Here is a 15,850-nt window from a genome sequence, read left to right as displayed (position 1 = left end):
CGTCTGCGCTCCGGCACGGCCGCCGGGGCGCTTTGTCGTGGGTGGACGCAGGACAGGGAGACGACGGTGCCGACCGGCAGGGTCAAGTGGTACGACGCCGAGAAGGGGTTCGGCTTCCTCTCGCAGGAGGGCGGGGCGGACGTCTACGTGCCCAAGGGGGCGCTGCCCCGTGAGGTGGAGACGCTGAAGTCCGGGCAGCGCGTCGAGTTCGGGATCGCCGAGGGCCGGCGCGGGCCGCAGGCGTTGCAGGTCCGGCTCGTCGATCCCCTGCCCTCGGTGTCCGAGGCCGCCCGCCGCTCGCCCGACGAGCTCCACGGCCTCATCGACGACATGATCAAGATCCTGGAGGCCCGCGTGCAGCCCGAGCTGCGGCGCGGCCGCTACCCGGACCGCCGCCACACCAAGCAGCTGGCCGAGGTCGTCCGCGCGGTGGCGCGCGAGCTCGAGGGCTGATCCCCGCCACCGTCCCCCGTCACCGACCCCGCCACGGACGCGGGAGCGCCCGCCCGTCCCGGAGCACGGGCGGGCGCCCCCGCGGCTCCCGGTCAGCTGCCCGGCACCGGCCCGGTCGTCGTCGGCGGCACGGGGCCACTGGTCGCCGTCGTCTGCGGGGCCGTGGGCACGGTCGGCGGGACCGTCACCAGCGGCTGCACGAGCTCGGGCAGCAGCGGCTGGCGGGGCGTCCCGCCGCCGCCGATGCTGGTCGGCCCGTTGTTGTCGACGACGGCGAGCGCGGTGCGGAGCTTCTGGAGGTCGCGGCTCCAGGCGTTGGCGTTGCTGGCGTAGATCTCGAAGTCGTAGCCCCAGTCGCCGCGGAACTGCGTGCGCATGTTGCCGCCCGGCCCGTTCTCGGCGTTGAGGGCGAACGACGGACCGCTGGTGTCGTCGACGACGTAGGCGCCGTAGTTCTGCAGCGTCCACGCGATCTGGCGGGCGGGCTCGGTCTGCAGGTTCAGCGAGGCGATGCTCGTGCTCGCCGGCAGCGCCAGCAGCGCGCCCATGCGCATGGCGCGGTTCTGGTTGTTGGTCGCCTGGCCGTACCAGGTGACCGCGCGCGAGTCCGACTTCACCGCCGGCCAGCGGAAGCACTCGGCGCGCGTGGGCCCGCAGACCCCGAGCTCGCCGCGGGCGTAGAGGTTGACCTTCAGCGCGTGCCGCGGCCCCTGCTGGCCGGGGCGCAGCTCGCCGATGCGGATCGACCCGCCGAGCGCGCTCATGCCCGACCCGCCGTGCGAGCCCTCGATGCCCGGGCCGTAGATGTCCTGGTCGGGGTAGCGGACGTAGCTGGTCGCCGGCCCGCCCGCACGGCACCGGGCGAGCGGCTGGGGCGAGATGATCGTGCGGCCGTCGGCGGCGAGGATCGCGGCGCTCTGGTTCTTGTTGTCGCTGGGCAGGACGTAGCCCGACGGGATCGGCGCCCTCGCGAGCACGCGCGTGGGGTCGTTCTGGCAGCGGTCGCCGCCCCATCCGCCCGAGCTGAACAGGATGTCGGTCAGGGGCGCGGTCGGCGTGAGGATCAGCGGCTCGTCGTCGACCTGCGGCACGCGGGCGCCGGTGCTGCCGCCGGGCAGCGCGGGCAGGTCCGCGGGGACGTACACCGCGCCGCTGCCGATCGGCATGTTCCAGATCGACGTCGACGAGAAGGGCTGGCGCAGCGGGTCGCGCCCGGCCGGCGGCGGGGTGGTGGTCGTGGTGGTCGGCGGGACCGTGGTGGTGGTCGGCGGGACCGTCGTGGTGGTCGTGGTCGTCGGCGGGACGGGGGTGGTGGTCGTCGTCGGGGTCGTCGTCGGCGTCGAGGCCGCCGGGACGGTCCAGCGCATCGCGGCGGCGGTCGTGCAGTTCGCGAGGACCGTGCGCGTGCCGTTGGCGGTCGAGTTGTTCAGCGGCGCGAGGCAGCGCACCGCCTGCCGGTTGACCACGAGGCCGTCGGTGCGGATCACCCAGTGCTGGGTGTTGTTCGCGGGGTTGCAGGCGACGAGCACGACGTTGGTGCCGGCCGCGGTGCCGTTGTTCAGCGTGCCGAGGCACCGCCCCGCGGGCGTCTTGATCGCCTCGTCGTTCGCCCACCGGCTGAACTGCTGGGCCTGCGTGGTCGTCGGACCGCAGGCGTTGATCCGGATCGTGTTGTTCGTCGTCGTGGCGTTGTTGAGGTTCTCCAGGCACTTGCCGGAGCCGTTGCGGAACTGGCCCAGGACGGTGGCCGCCTCGGCCTGCGGCGCGACCGCGACGGTCGAGAACACGAGCGCGGCGGCGACGAGCACCCCGAGCACGGCGAACCACCGCGAGGCGCGGCGGCGGACGGTGATGGCACGCGACGTGACCATGTGGTGTTTCCCCCCGAGAGTCCCCGATGCAGTCGCGCACCCTGGCGCCCTGCGTTACCGGTACCCAGGGCTGATCGGGTGATAGCGATCTCTACCACTCGACCGCGTGTCACTCGACGGAGGCGCGCCGGGGTGGATCAGCGGTCGTCGACGCTCAGCACCCACGTCGCGCGCGTCGCGAACTCCAGGCCGTTGGGGCCCTGACTGATCCGCGCGCCGTACTGCTGGACCTCGGCGCTGGTCAGCTGGTCGGGGGCGGCCGGCAGGACGAGCGTGAAGCTCGGGGTGGTGCCCGGCGCGAACACGGGGCTGCGGCCCTGCTGGGTGGCGCCGGTCGGGTCACGGAAGGTGAACGCGAGTTGCCACGGGGTGCGCGCGACCTCCTCGGGCACCGTGACCGTCAGCGGGGTGTTCGGCGGGACGCGCAGGACGGCGGTCGCCCCGGGGTCGTCGCCGCACTCCGTGACCTGGACGTCGCAGAACTGGCTCGCACCGACGGTCGCGGTGGCCCCGCCCGCGGCGAAGGTCACGTCGCCGGGCGACGAGGGCCCGGCCGTCGCCCGCACGACGAGCACGACGACCACGGCCACGACGGCGACCAGGACGACGGCGCCGACGACCAGCGTCCGGCGGGAGAGCGAGCGCAGCGATCTCACAGCGACCTCACCGCCCCCTCCGGGGGATCATCGACGACCCGCGGCTCACCAGCACGGTCTGCACGGTACCGAGCGCCACCACGGCGCCGATCACCGTGAACCCGATCCACCACGTCGGCGGCAGCAGCACGCCCAGCGCGCCGCCGAACACCCACGAGAGCTGCAGGATCGTCTCGGAGCGCCCGAACGCCGAGGCGCGGCTCGCCTCGGGCAGGTCGCGCTGGACGACGGCGTCGAGGCAGACCTTGAGCAGGGCGCTGGTGGTCGCGGCGACGAGCGCGCAGACCGCGGCGCTCGCGAGCCCCGTCAGCACGGCCGCGACGACCACCGCCGCCAGCGCGAGCACGAGACCGACGACGAGGAGCACGCGCGGGCGGCGGAAGCGCTGTCGCGCGCCGATGAAGTTGCCGAGGAACCCGCCCGCCCCGGCGGCGGCGCCGACGATCCCGAGCAGCACGAGCTGGTCGCCCGGCGCGCCCTCGGTCTCGTTCTTGACGACGAAGGCCGCGAACAGCATGAGGAAGCCGGTGAGGCTGCGGATCGTGCCGTTGGCCCACAGGGCGGTGACGACGTCGCGGGACAGCGGGCTGCGACGCGGGACGTCCTCGGTGACCCCGGGCACCGGGAGGATGCGCGTGGGCTCCTCGCCCTCGGTGACCTCCACCCACGCCGGGATGCGCAGGCACAGCCACACGGCCGCGAGGCAGATGACCGCGGTGAGCCACGCGGCGCCGGGGGAGCCGAAGAGCCACGCGACACCGGCCGCGACCGCCCCCGCGACCCCGGACGCGATCAGGCCGAAGACGGTGAGCCGGGAGTTCGTCGTCACCAGCGTGATGCCGGGTGGGAGCACGCGCGGGGTCACCGCGGCCTTGAGCACGCCGAACGACTTCGACAGCACCATGATCCCCAGCGCCGCCGGGTACAGCGCCCAGGTGTCCATGTAGAGCGCGAGCACGACCGCGAGCGCGCCCTGGCCCGCGGTGGACGCCGCCATCGCCGCGCGCCGGCCCTGCTGCAGCCGGTCGAGCGCCGGCCCGATCACCGGCGCGACCAGCGCGAACGGCGCCACGGTGATGAGCAGGTAGAGCGCCACCCGGCCCTTGCTCTCGGCGCTCGCCGCCGAGAAGAACAGCGTGTTGGCCAGCGCGACCGCGAGCGTCGCGTCGGAGGCGTAGTTGGCCATCCAGGCGTAGGTCAGCGCCGTGAGCCCGGAGCGGTCGGCGCCGTCGGCGGACGCGGCGCGGTGGAAGGCCTGCGCGCCCCGGCGGGTGAGGCGTCGGGCCCGCCAGGCCGCGACGCGGGTGACGGTGATCTTGCGGGGACCGGGGTCGTCGTCCTCGCCACGGGGGTCGTGCGCGCGGGGGTCCTCGGTGCGGGCGTCGTGGCGGGTGTCGGCGCGCGGGTCGAAGCGCGTCGCGTAGCGGGTGTCCTGGTCGTCGGCGGGCTCGCCGGGGTCGCCCTCGGGGAAGGGTCGCGTGGACCGGGCCGTGGGCGGCAGGCGCTCGGGCCGGCGGCGCGGCGGCGGGCCGTACGGTCCGGTCACGGGTCCATGATGACCGACGGGCCCCCCGATCGGGACACCCTCGGTGACCGGCTGCCGACCGGGAGTGGCCGGTGCACGCCCGGCTCCGCCGTCCGGCGGCGTGGCGGGCACAATCGTGGCGTGGTCCCCGAGCTCGCCGACCCCGCCGTCCCGTCGACCGTCCCCGCCCACCTCGCCGCCGTGGGCGAGCTGGCGCGCGCCGCCGCCGTGGAGACCGCCGACGGCGAGGCCGGCCAGGTCGGCGAGGCCGTCGCGGTCCGCGCCGAGGACGTGCCCGACGCCGCGACCCACTACTTCGCGGCCGACAAGCCGGGCTACCGCGGCTGGTACTGGGCCGTGACCGTCGCCGGACCCGAGGGCGACGTCAACGTCAGCGAGGTCGTGCTGCTGCCCGGGCCGGAGTCGGTGGTCGCGCCGACGTGGGTGCCGTGGACCGAGCGGCTGCGCGCCGAGGACCTCGGCCCCGGCGACCTGCTGCCCGTCGAGGAGGACGACGAGCGCCTCGTGCCCGCGCACGCCGCCCTCGACCCCGACGAGGAGGAGGCCGCCGAGGCGCCCGAGCCCGGTCCCGGGGTCCGCGAGGTCGGCGACGAGCTGGGCATGGGCCGCCCGCGCGTGATGAGCCGCGAGGGACGCCTGGACGCGGCGGTGCGCTGGTCGGGCGGCGACTTCGGTCCCGGCGCCGACATGGCCCGCGCGGCGTCGGCGCACTGCGGCACGTGCGGCTTCTACCTGCCGGTCGCGGGCTCGCTGCGGGCCGCGTTCGGGGTGTGCGGCAACGGCAACGTCCCCGCCGACGGGCACGTGGTGCACGCCGAGTACGGGTGCGGCGGCCACTCCGAGATGCAGGTCGACAGCGGGTCGATCATCGCGGTCGCGGACCTCGTCTACGACGACGGCGTCGAGATGGAGCCCGAGACCACCGGTTCGGGCGGCTGAGGACGCGACAGATCGGGGACAGGGGAGCCGTGAGCCCCGATCCCTTCGGCACGGCCGCCCTGCGGCAGGCCGTCCTCGACGCGTGGTCGGGGTCGCCGGCGCGCTTCCGCGAGGACGCCAACGCCGAGGAGGACCTGCTCCGCGGGGGCTACCGCGACCGCTGGTTCGTCGAGCTCGCCCAGAACGCCGCCGACGCCGCGGAGCGGGCCGGGACCACGACGGTGCTGCGGGTGCGTCTCGAGGGCGGCGAGGTCCACGTCGCCGGGGCGGGTGCGCCGCTGGACGCCGACGGCGTCGCCGCGCTGGCGTCCCTGCGCGCGTCGGCGAAGCGCGGCGACGGCGGGGTGGGTCGGTTCGGGGTCGGGTTCGCGGCGGTGACCGCGGTCAGCGACGCCCCGCGCGTCGTCACCCGACGCCCCGACGGCACCGTCGCCGGCGTCGCGTTCGACCGGGCCCGCACGGCCCGCGCGGTCGCCGACGCGGGGGTGCCCGCGCTCGCCGACGAGCTCGCCCGCCGCGACGGCGCGGCCCCGGCCCTGCGGCTCGTCTGGCCCACCGACGCCGACGAACCGGCTCCGCCCCCGGGCACCGACACCGAGGTCCGCCTCCCGCTGCTCCCGGGCCTCGAGCCGGCGGACCTCCTCGCCGCCGCGGCGGCCCAGGCGCCCGACCTGCTGCTCGCCCTGCCCCCGCTGCAGGCGGTCGACCTGCCCGGCGGCGTGGTCGCGCGCACCGAGGACGGGGACGTCGTGCGGGTCGGCGACCGCGCCTGGCACGTGCTCCGCGTCGAGGGCACGATCCCCGCCGACCTGCTCGCCGGGCTCGCGGTCGAGGACCGCACGCGGACGGGGTGGCGCGCCACCTGGGCCGTGCCCGCCGACGGCGCCGCGGCCTCCTCCGACGTGCTGCACGCGCCGACCCCCACCGACGAGCGCACCACCCTGCCCGCGCGCCTGCTCGCCACCGTCCCCCTCGACCCCGACCGGCGGCACGTGCGGCCCGGCCCGGTCACCGAGCACGTCCTGCGTGCCGCCGCGGCCCGCTACCCCGACCTCGTGCGCGCCCGGCCCGTCGACGAGCGCCCCGGGCTGGTGCCGCGGCCCGCGCTGCCCGCGTCGGCGGTCGACGCGACCCTGCGCGACGCCGTGCTCGGCGCGCTGCGGACCTCGCCGTGGCTGCCGGGCACCGCCGGCCGGGACCTCGCCCCGGCCGCCGCGCAGGTCCTCGACCTCGACCCCACCGCCCCGCCGGAGGCGCTCGCCGCGCTGGGCGACCGGCTCGCCGACGTGCTGCCCGGCCTCGTCGACGCCCGGCTCGCCGCGCCCCGCCACGCGGCCGCGCTCGCCGCGGTCGGGGTGACCAGGGTCGGCCCCGCCGCGCTCGTCGACGCCCTCGCCGGCCTCGACCGGCCCGTGGCGTGGTGGCGCGCGCTCGTCGCGGGCCTGGCGGCCCTGCCCGCGCTCACCGCGTCCGGCGCGCGCGAGGAGCTCGCCGGCCTGCCGGTGCCGCTGGCCGACGGCCGGGTGGTGCGCGGGGCGCGGGGCGTGCTGCTCGCGGACGGCGGCACGGACGGCGGCACGGACGGCGACACCGATCTGGCGGCCCGGCTCGCGGCGGCCGCGGTCCCCGGGCTGCGGGTCGCCGCCCCGGGCCTCGACGCGGACCCCGGCGCCCGCGACCTGCTCGTCGCCCTCGGCGCGCGCCCGGTCGAGGGTCCCGCGCTGCTCGCCGACCCCGCCCTGCGCGAGGCCGTCGAGCGCTCGGTCGACGACGCCGAGGCGGGTGCGGACCCCGAGCTCCTCGACGCGCTCGGCGACCTGGTACTGGCCCTCGTCGCGGCCGGCGGCGACCCCGACGGCGGGCTCGGCGCGGTGGCCCTGCGCGACGCCGACGGCGGGTACCGGCGCGCCGACGAGCTCGTCCTGCCCGACGGCGCGCTGCGCGGGCTCGTCGACCCGGACGGCCCGCTCGGGGTGCTCGACCCGGCCGTCGCTGCGGCCCACCCTCGTCACGCGCTCACCGCGGTCGGCGTGCTCGACGGCTTCGCGGTCCTGCGCGACGACGCCCCCGCCGGTCCCGACCACGACCTCGACGACGAGGAGACGTGGTGGGCCGAGGAGGTCGACCCGGCCGCCGAGCGCCTCGACGGCCCCGACGGGCCCGGCCCGGGCCCGATGGTCGCCGTGCGCGACCTCGAGCTCGTCGCCGACGACCGCTGGGACGCCGCGTGGACCGTGCTCGCGGGTGACCGGGAGGTGCGCGAGGCCCTCGGCGGCGCCCGTCCCGTGGAGGCCGCCGGCGACGACCGGCCGCGCCCCTACACCGCCTGGTGGCTCGGGCGCCACGGACGCCTCGCGGGGCGCCCGCCGACGGCGTGGCGGCTGCCCGGCGCCACCGCGGTGGCGGGGCTCTGGGACCCGGTGCCCGACGCCGTCGCCGCGCGCCTCGACCCGGCGTTCCTCGCGGCGGTGGGCGTGCGCACGCGGGCCCGGGTGGCGTGCGCCGACGACGCCACCGACCTCCTCGCCCGCCTCGCCGACCCCGAGCGCACCGTGCCCCCGGCCCGCGCCGCCGCCGCGCACGCCGCGCTCGCCGAGGCGGTCGCGGCCGGCCGCGTCACCGTCGCCGACGTCGAGCCGCCCGACCGCGTGCGCACCGCCGACGGCCGCGTCCGCGACGCCGACCCGGCCCGCGACACCCCGCCCGCCGTCCTCGACCGCGCCCAGCTCGCCGGTGTCCTCCCGCCCGCGGTCCTCGTGCTGCCGGGCACCGGCGACCCGGCGGTGCTCGCCGACCTCCTCGACCTCGCCCCGGCGTCCGAGCGCGTGCGCGTCACGGTCCGCGAGGGCGGGCGCGCGGTGCCATGGGAGGAGCTGCCCGCGGCGGTGTCCTGGGCGGCGGCGCTCGGGCAGGCGCTGCCGGACGGCGCGCTGGTGCTGCACGAGCGCCTGCGGGTGCTGGTCGTCGACGGCGAGCGGGGCGGCGCGCCGGTCGAGTACACGCCCTCGGCGTGGGTCGACGACGACGGCGTCACCCACGCCGACGACCCGGTGCGCGGGCTGATCGCCGCGCTGGCCCACGAGCACGAGAAGTAGCGGACCGAATCCGTCCGCCCCTCCCGCGTCGACACGGTCGCCGCGGTCACCGGGCGCCCGCCGCGGACCGTCGCCGGGTGCGCCGGTGTGGCCTACAGCTTCTGCGCCCACTTGACGCCGCGGCGCACGGCGCGGCGCTGCAGCGCGAGGACCCCGAGCCCGATCCCGCCGAGCGCGACCCCGCACAGCGCCGCGGCGAACCACGCGTCGAGCGGCCGGACGCCGGTCGCCGCCAGCACACCGAGCACCACGGCGACGACCACCCACACCGCCGAGCCGGCGAGGACGGCCGGCACCGGGTCGGTCAGCCGCCGCGGTAGCGGCGGCGGTTCGGCGTGCAGATCGAGGCGGCGGGCCACGGGCTCACCCTACGTGGTGGAAACACCGTGTTGCGCCACGGAGATCACAGACATGAAATACCTGTGATGCGGTTAGCCTGCCCGCCGTGTTGCAGCGCTTCTTCCGCCTGAACGAGCGGGGGACCTCGGTCGGCCAGGAGGTCCGCGGGGGTGTCGTCACGTTCGTGACGATGGCCTACATCGTGGTCCTCAACCCCCTGATCCTGGGGAGCATCGACCCGGCCTCGCCGTCGGCGAAGCGCGACATCCTCGGCGCGACGCTCACGGTGCCGCAGGTCGCGGCCGTCACGGCCCTGGTCGCGGGCGTCATGACGATCATCTTCGGCCTCGTCGCGAACTTCCCGTTCGCCATGGCCACCGGGCTCGGCATCAACACCCTGGTCGCGGTGACGATCGCGCCGCAGGTCAGCTGGCCGGAGGCGATGGGCCTCGTCGTCGTCAACGGCGTCATCATCGTGATCCTGGGCCTCACCGGGTTCCGGACCGCGGTGTTCAACGCGATCCCCGACCCACTGAAGATCGCGATCGCGGCCGGCATCGGCGCGTTCATCGCGTTCATCGGGCTCGTCGACGCCGGGTTCGTGCGCCGCCTGCCCGACGCCGCGAACACGACGGTGCCGGTCGGCCTGGGCATCGAGGGCTCGATCGCGTCGTGGCCGACGGCGGTGTTCTGCTTCGGCCTGCTGCTCACCGGCGTGCTCGTCGCGCGGGGCGTGCGTGCCGGCATCCTGCTCGGGGTGCTGGCCACGACGCTCGTGGCGATCGTCGTCGAGGCGATCGTGGCGGTCGGGCCGTCGAACGGCACGAACCCGAAGGGCTGGAACCTCGGCTACCCGGGCCTGCCGTCCTCGATCGTCTCGCTGCCCGACCTCTCGCTCGTCGGCGACGTCTCGTTCGGCGCGTTCGCCCGGCTCCCCGCGCTCGCGGTGACGCTGCTGGTGTTCACGCTCGTGCTCGCGAACTTCTTCGACGCCATGGGCACCATGACCGGCCTCGGGCGCCAGGCCGGTCTGCTCGACCAGAACGGCCAGCTGCCGCGCGTCGGGCGCGCGCTCGTCGTCGAGGGCGCCGGCGCGATCGCCGGCGGCGCGGCGTCGTCGAGCTCGAACACCGTGTTCGTCGAGTCGGCGTCGGGCATCGCCGAGGGCGCGCGCACCGGCCTCGCGAACGTCGTCACCGGCGTGCTCTTCCTCGTCGCCATGTTCTTCACGCCGCTCTACGAGGTCGTGCCGGTCGAGGCGGCCGCCCCGGCCCTGGTGATCGTCGGCGCCCTGATGATCGGCGGGGTCCGCGACGTCGAGTGGTCGGACTTCTCGGTGGCGCTGCCGGTGTTCCTGACGATCGTCGTCATGCCGTTCACGTACTCGATCGCCAACGGCATCGGCGCCGGTTTCATCAGTTGGGTGCTGCTGCGCACGGCCACCGGTCGCGTGCGGGAGATCCACCCGCTGATGTGGGTCGTCGCGGTCGCGTTCGTCCTGTACTTCGCCGTCACCCCGTTGCGGGTGCTGTTCGGCCTGTGAGGTACTCGGGCCCGTGATCGAGCCCTACCAGGTGGTCGGCCTGATCCCGACGATGCGCGGGATCCGCCACCGCGACGAGATCAAGGTCAACATCGAGCACCTCGAGCACCTGGCCAAGGCCGCGTCGTGGCTCTCGGCCATGGCCCTGCCCGTCCGGCTCATCACCATCCCCGAGGGCGCGCTGCAGGGGTTCAACGACGAGGTCCTCGACCACGACCACGAGTGGTTCGCCCGCGAGTGCGCGATCGACGTCCCGGGGCCGGAGACCGACGCGCTCGGGCGGCTCGCGGCGACGTACGACGCCTACGTCATGGCCACGGCGAAGGCGCGGCACCCCGAGTTCCCCGGCCGGTTCTTCAACGTCGGGTTCGCGATCTCGCCGCAGCAGGAGATCGTGCTGACCCATTACAAGGTCACGCCGCTGCAGCCGGTCGAGCACTCGGTCACCCCGCACAACGTGTGGGACCGCTGGGTCGAGCTCTACGGCGACGGGCTCGACGCGTTCTACCCGGTCGCCGACACCGAGATCGGGCGCCTCGGGATCATGATGGCGAACGAGGCGTCGTACCCGGAGAACGCGCGCGGCCTGGCGATGAACGGCTGCGAGGTCGCCTACCGCGGCCCGTACCCGCACCCGCACGCCGGCAACGGCTTCTACGAGATCCAGAACCGGGCGCGCGCCCTGGACAACAACATGTACGTGGTGGCCAACCAGGTCGGCACCTACTACCTGCACACCGACTCCGACATCCCGATCGACACGTTCGGCTCGCCGAGCATGATCTGCGACTACCGCGGCACCGTGGTCGGCGAGGTCGGCTACGCGGGCCACTCCACCTACCTGGCCGGCACGATCGACATCCAGGCGCTGCGCGACTTCCGCGCCCGCGCCCAGTTCGGCAACTGGCTCAAGGACCTCACGACCGAGCAGTACCGGACGATCTACGCCGAGCCGATCTACCCGAAGAACCTCTACCTGGACCGCAAGCCCTACGACCACGCCGAGTACCGCCGCGAGGTCACCGAGAAGCAGATCGAGCTGCTCCACGAGCGCGACGTCTGGCGCCGTCCCTGATCCACGGGGCGAGCTCCCGCTCGTGGCGTCTCCCCGAGCGCCCTCGGGTGTGACCCGACCCGGCCTCCGGTTGACAGGGCCCGGCGGTCCGGGAAGCGTCGTGGCCAATGGATCGGGCACCGCTGACGCGCCGCCGGCACGTCGACCACGGGCTGCTCGCGGCCGCGCTCTGTCGCGTCTGTCGCTGAGCCCCGTCTCGTCCCCCTGTCCGGATTCCTGCGCGCGCTCGCGCGCCCTCACCCCTCTGCGAGGAGGCACACCGCCGTGTCCGTCGGCATCCCCACCAAGCCCCTGAAGTTCGCCTACTGGGTCCCCAACGTCTCGGGCGGCCTGGTCACCAGCGGCATCGAGCAGCGCACCGACTGGAACTGGGAGTACAACCGCGACACCGCCCGCGCCGCCGAGGCCGCCGGGTTCGAGTACGCGCTGTCCCAGGTCCGGTACATGGCGAGCTACTCGGCCGAGTACCAGCACGAGTCGACGTCGCTGTCGCTCGCGATCATGATGGCCACCGAGAAGCTCAAGGTCATGGCCGCGGTGCACCCCGGCATGTGGCACCCGGGCGTGTTCGCCAACTTCGGCGCCACCGCCGACCACCTCACCGGCGGCCGCTTCGCCACCAACGTCGTCTCCGGCTGGTTCAAGGGCGAGTTCACCGCCTTCGGCGAGCCGTGGCTCGAGCACGATGAGCGCTACCGCCGTACCGAGGAGTTCATCCGATGCCTCAAGGGCATCTGGGAGGAGGACGACTTCACCTTCCGCGGCGACTTCTACCGCTTCCACGACTACACGCTGAAGCCCAAGCCGCTGAACACCCCCGAGCGCCCGCACCCGGAGATCTTCCAGGGCGGCAACTCGACGGCGGCCCAGAAGATGGCCGGCCGGGTGTCGGACTGGTACTTCTCCAACGGCAAGGACTTCGACGGCGTCACCGAGCAGCTCGACGTGATCAACGCCGAGGCCGCGGCGAACGACCGGTCGGTGAACTTCGGCCTCAACGGTTTCATGATCGTCCGGGACACCGAGAAGGAGGCCCGCGACACCCTGCGCGAGATCGTCGACAAGGCGAACGTCGAGCAGGTCCAGGGCTTCCGCGACGCCGTGGCGCAGGCCGGGAAGTCGGCGTCGGACGGCAAGGGCATGTGGGCGGAGTCGTCCTTCGAGGATCTCGTCCAGTACAACGACGGCTTCAAGACCCAGCTCATCGGCACCGCCGAGCAGGTCGCCGACCGCGTCATCGCGTACAAGAAGCTCGGCGTCGACCTCAACCTCCTGTGCTTCCTGCACGTGAAGGAGGAGATCGAGCAGTTCGGCAAGGAGGTCCTGCCGATCATCCGCGAAAAGGAGGCCGAGCTCCCCGACGCCGAGCCGGCCCCGGCGCTCGCGCAGGCCTGACCTCCCCCGTGAGCGGACTCCGGCGCTATAGCGCCAAAGTCCGCTCACGAGGATCCTCGGGGTCGCGCCCCGACAGTCAGCCGAGCAGGGCCGCCAGCTCGTCGCGCCCGGTCACGCAGAGCTTGCGGTACACGTGCCCGAGGTGGGTCTCGACGGTCTTCGTGGTGACGAACAGCGCCTGGGCCACCTCGCGGTTCGACAGGCCGTCGGCGGCGAGGTCGGCGACCCGCCGCTCGGCGGCCGTGAGCGCCTCGGCGCCGGTGACGGCCACCCGTCGCGGGCGCGCGCCGGCCGCGCGCAGCTCCTCGCGGGCGCGCGCGACGAGCGGGTCGGCGCCGCACCGGCGCGCCAGGTCCTGCCCGGCGGCGAGCTCGCCGCGCGCCGCGACCCGCTGGTTGTCGCGGCGCAGCGCCGCCCCGAGGTCCACCCGGGCGCGCGCGAGCTCCAGGCGCGCCGGCGTGGGCTCGAGCAGCGTCACGGCCTCGCGCAGCGGGGCGAGGGTGCCGCCGACCAGCCCGCGCACCCGCAGGGCGTCGCCCAGCGCGCGGGGTGCCGCGAAGCGGCGCCCGGCCGCGACCGCCTCGTCGGCCGCCCGCACCGCGCCGTCCGCGTCGCCGAGGCGGTGCAGCGCGGTGGCGAGCCCTGTGCGCCAGGGCAGCAGGCCGGGGTGCTCGATGCCGCGCAGCCGCAGCCGCTCCCCGCAGCCGGCGAAGTCGTCGCGCGCCTCGCCGGCCCGGCCCTGCGCGAGCCGCAACCGGCCCCGCGCCTCGAGGAGGTACGCCAGCCCCGTGGGGGCGTCGGCGGCCGCGAGCGTGGCCGCGGCCTCGTCCACGGCGCCGCGCTCGACGAGCACCACGACCAGCCAGGCAAGCGTGTAGCGGCGGGTGTGCAGGCCGTGCTCGACGGCGAGGGCGTCGGCGAGGCGCGCGTCGGCCTCGGCCTCGTCGAGGCGTCCCTGCAGGTAGCGGGTCTGGGTCCGCAGCACGCTCGCGGCGACGAAGTCGTAGGTCGACCCCCGGCGCCGCGCCCCCGCGAGCATCGCCTCGGCGCACGCCCGGACGGGGTCGAGGTGATCGATCGCGACCAGCACCATCGTCGCCGGCAGGACGACGCCCGGGTCCGGGGCGGGCTCGCGCAGGGTGGCGTCGAGCGCCTCGCGGGCGAGGTCCACCGCCGTCGAGTCCCGCGCGGTCTGCAGCGCGTCGAGCGCGGTGAACGCCAGCAGGGCCGGCCCGCCACGCCCCGGCAGCGGGCCGTCGCGGCGCAGCGTGCGGGTCAGCTCGGCGGCCGCCGCCCGCCGCGCGGGGTCCCGGCGGGCGAGGCCCACGGTCGCGGCGGCGAGCTCGGTGGCCAGCTCGCCGTCGTCGGTCCCGGCGAGGGCCGCGGCGGCCTCGTCGAGGACCTCCAGCGCCCGCCCGAACGCGAGCGTGACCGACAGCGCCCGGGCCAGCTCCAGGGCGATCAGCCCACGCCGGTGCGGGTCCGTCGCGGTCGCGAACGCCTCCTCGAGCAGCGCCACGCCCTCGCCGAAGGACACGTGGGCGGTCGCGGCGCCCAGCTCGTGGAGCACCGCGGCGCGCTCCCCGGCCGGCGGCGGCTCGGCCACGGCGCGCTGCAGGTAGGTCCGCGCGGTCTCCGGCGCGCCCTTGCCCAGCGCGACTCGGCCGGCCTCGCGCAGCCACGCGACGACCGTCGGGTCGCCCAGGGCCTCGGTGCGCAGGAGGTGCGCCGCCACGCGTTCGGCGCCGGCGCCGTCGGCGTCCAGCGCGGCGGCCGCGCGCCGGTGGGCGCGGTGGCGGGTCGCCGGGTCGAGGCGGTCGGCGACGGCCTGCTCGACCAGCGAGTGTGCGAACGCCAGCGGCCGCCCGGGACGCAGCAGCCGCGTCGCGGCGAGCGTGTCCGCCGCCCGGGCCACCGCGTCGGCCTCGAGCCCGGACACCGCGGCCACGTGCCGCAGCTCGGCCGCGGTCCCCAGCACGGCGACGGCCCCGGCGACCGCGACGGCGTCGTCGCCCGCCTCACGCAGCCGGCGGTCGACGAACGCCGCGACCACCCCGGGCGCGAGCTCGGCGACCGCGCCGGGCGCCGCGAGGTCGGTCCCCGTCTCCGCGGCCGCCGCGAGCAGCGCGCGGACCAGCAGCGGGTTGCCGCCGGTCGCCTCGTGACAGGCGTCGGCGACGGCCGGGGCCGCGTGCGCCAGCGCGTCGGCCACCAGCGTCGCGACCGCCACCCGGCTCAGCGGCCCGGGGCGCAGCACCGTCGCCACCTCGGCCCCGCGCAGCGCGTCGAGCACCGCGGGCTCGACGTGGCCCACCGGCGTCTGGGCGGCCAGGACGAGGGCGACGGGCAGCTCGGCGACGCGCCGCGCCAGGTAGGCGAGCGCCCGCAGCGAGGCCGCGTCGGCGAGGTGGGCGTCGTCGACGACGAGCAGCACCGGGGCGTGCTCGGCGAGGTTGGCGACGAGCCAGTAGATGCCGTGCAGCGTGCTGGCGGCGTCGTGGGTCGCGTCGTCACCGGGCACCGGGGTCACGACGGCCGCGGCGAGGCGGGCCGCGCCGGCGAGGAGGCCGTCGCGGCGCACCGGGTCGGTGAGCAGTGGCTCGAACAGCCCGCGCACCACGCCGAAGGCGAAGTCGCGCTCGAGGCGCCCGCCCCGGGCCAGCAGGACGGTGTGCCCGGCGCCGACGACGGCCCCTCGCGCGGCGTCCACCAACCGGGTCTTGCCGATGCCCGGCGGGCCCTCGATCCAGGCCAGCGCGCCGCGGCCCTCCCCGGCGGCGCGCACCACCGCGGCGAGCGCGGCCAGCTCCTGGTCGCGCTCGAGGATGGCCGTGCCCGTCACGGCCGGCGGCGTCAGCGTCACGGTGACACCTCGTGCTCTCGAGCGTCCCCCTACCGCTGACCGTAGGAGGGGACGTCGCCGACCACCATCACGCGA

11 protein-coding genes are annotated in these 15,850 nt (G+C 76.0%); 6 read left to right on the top strand and 5 right to left on the bottom strand.

Features of this window, described 5'->3' with window-relative positions; genetic code table 11:
* Positions 1-66: 66 nt before the first annotated feature.
* A complete protein-coding gene (locus PGB27_RS25915; RefSeq protein ID WP_274203327.1) occupies positions 67-453 on the top strand; it encodes a cold-shock protein in 387 nt (128 codons plus the stop codon).
* A 92-nt stretch (positions 454-545) separates the two neighbouring features.
* On the opposite strand, the gene PGB27_RS25910 is transcribed toward PGB27_RS25915, so the two are convergent.
* From PGB27_RS25910 to PGB27_RS25900, 3 genes are all read right to left on the bottom strand, one after another.
* Positions 546-2,324 carry an RICIN domain-containing protein gene (locus tag PGB27_RS25910; protein WP_274203326.1) on the bottom strand — a complete coding sequence of 593 codons (1,779 nt, stop codon included), beginning with the start codon at positions 2,322-2,324 and terminating at the stop codon, positions 546-548.
* 137 nt (positions 2,325-2,461) lie between these two features.
* Positions 2,462-2,980, bottom strand: a complete 519-nt coding sequence (locus PGB27_RS25905; protein ID WP_274203325.1) for a DUF2771 family protein — start codon at positions 2,978-2,980, stop codon at positions 2,462-2,464.
* A 7-nt stretch (positions 2,981-2,987) separates the two neighbouring features.
* The gene (locus PGB27_RS25900; protein ID WP_274203324.1) at positions 2,988-4,526 is read right to left on the bottom strand and encodes an MFS transporter; all 1,539 of its coding nucleotides are present in this window, start codon (positions 4,524-4,526) and stop codon (positions 2,988-2,990) included.
* A gap of 120 nt (positions 4,527-4,646) precedes the next feature.
* Between PGB27_RS25900 and PGB27_RS25895 the strand changes: the two genes are divergently transcribed.
* Both PGB27_RS25895 and PGB27_RS25890 read left to right on the top strand, forming a co-directional pair.
* The gene (locus PGB27_RS25895) at positions 4,647-5,465 is read left to right on the top strand and encodes a DUF3027 domain-containing protein (protein WP_274203323.1); all 819 of its coding nucleotides are present in this window, start codon (positions 4,647-4,649) and stop codon (positions 5,463-5,465) included.
* A gap of 29 nt (positions 5,466-5,494) precedes the next feature.
* The gene (locus tag PGB27_RS25890) at positions 5,495-8,560 is read left to right on the top strand and encodes a sacsin N-terminal ATP-binding-like domain-containing protein (protein ID WP_274203322.1); all 3,066 of its coding nucleotides are present in this window, start codon (positions 5,495-5,497) and stop codon (positions 8,558-8,560) included.
* 92 nt (positions 8,561-8,652) lie between these two features.
* On the opposite strand, the gene PGB27_RS25885 is transcribed toward PGB27_RS25890, so the two are convergent.
* The gene (locus PGB27_RS25885; protein WP_274203321.1) at positions 8,653-8,919 is read right to left on the bottom strand and encodes a DUF2530 domain-containing protein; all 267 of its coding nucleotides are present in this window, start codon (positions 8,917-8,919) and stop codon (positions 8,653-8,655) included.
* 77 nt (positions 8,920-8,996) lie between these two features.
* Between PGB27_RS25885 and PGB27_RS25880 the strand changes: the two genes are divergently transcribed.
* The 3 genes from PGB27_RS25880 (at position 8,997) to sfnG (ending at position 12,912) form a co-directional block, all read left to right on the top strand.
* Positions 8,997-10,442 carry an NCS2 family permease gene (locus PGB27_RS25880; protein WP_274203348.1) on the top strand — a complete coding sequence of 482 codons (1,446 nt, stop codon included), beginning with the start codon at positions 8,997-8,999 and terminating at the stop codon, positions 10,440-10,442.
* Positions 10,443-10,455: 13 nt separating this feature from the next.
* Positions 10,456-11,517: a nitrilase-related carbon-nitrogen hydrolase gene (locus tag PGB27_RS25875; RefSeq protein WP_274203320.1), complete on the top strand. Its 1,062-nt coding sequence runs from the start codon at positions 10,456-10,458 to the stop codon at positions 11,515-11,517.
* A gap of 264 nt (positions 11,518-11,781) precedes the next feature.
* Positions 11,782-12,912 carry a dimethylsulfone monooxygenase SfnG gene (gene sfnG / locus PGB27_RS25870; RefSeq protein WP_274203319.1) on the top strand — a complete coding sequence of 377 codons (1,131 nt, stop codon included), beginning with the start codon at positions 11,782-11,784 and terminating at the stop codon, positions 12,910-12,912.
* 76 nt (positions 12,913-12,988) lie between these two features.
* Here sfnG and PGB27_RS25865 read toward each other — a convergent pair whose 3' ends face one another.
* Positions 12,989-15,775, bottom strand: a complete 2,787-nt coding sequence (locus PGB27_RS25865; protein WP_274203318.1) for an AAA family ATPase — start codon at positions 15,773-15,775, stop codon at positions 12,989-12,991.
* Between the last annotated feature and the right edge of the window lie 75 nt (positions 15,776-15,850).

The sequence above is a fragment of the Actinomycetospora lemnae genome (genome assembly GCF_028737315.1).
Classification (GTDB): Bacteria; Actinomycetota; Actinomycetes; order Mycobacteriales; family Pseudonocardiaceae; genus Actinomycetospora; species Actinomycetospora lemnae.
The sequence above is the reverse complement of the archived record's forward strand: the minus strand, read 5'-3'. Positions and strand labels throughout refer to the sequence as shown.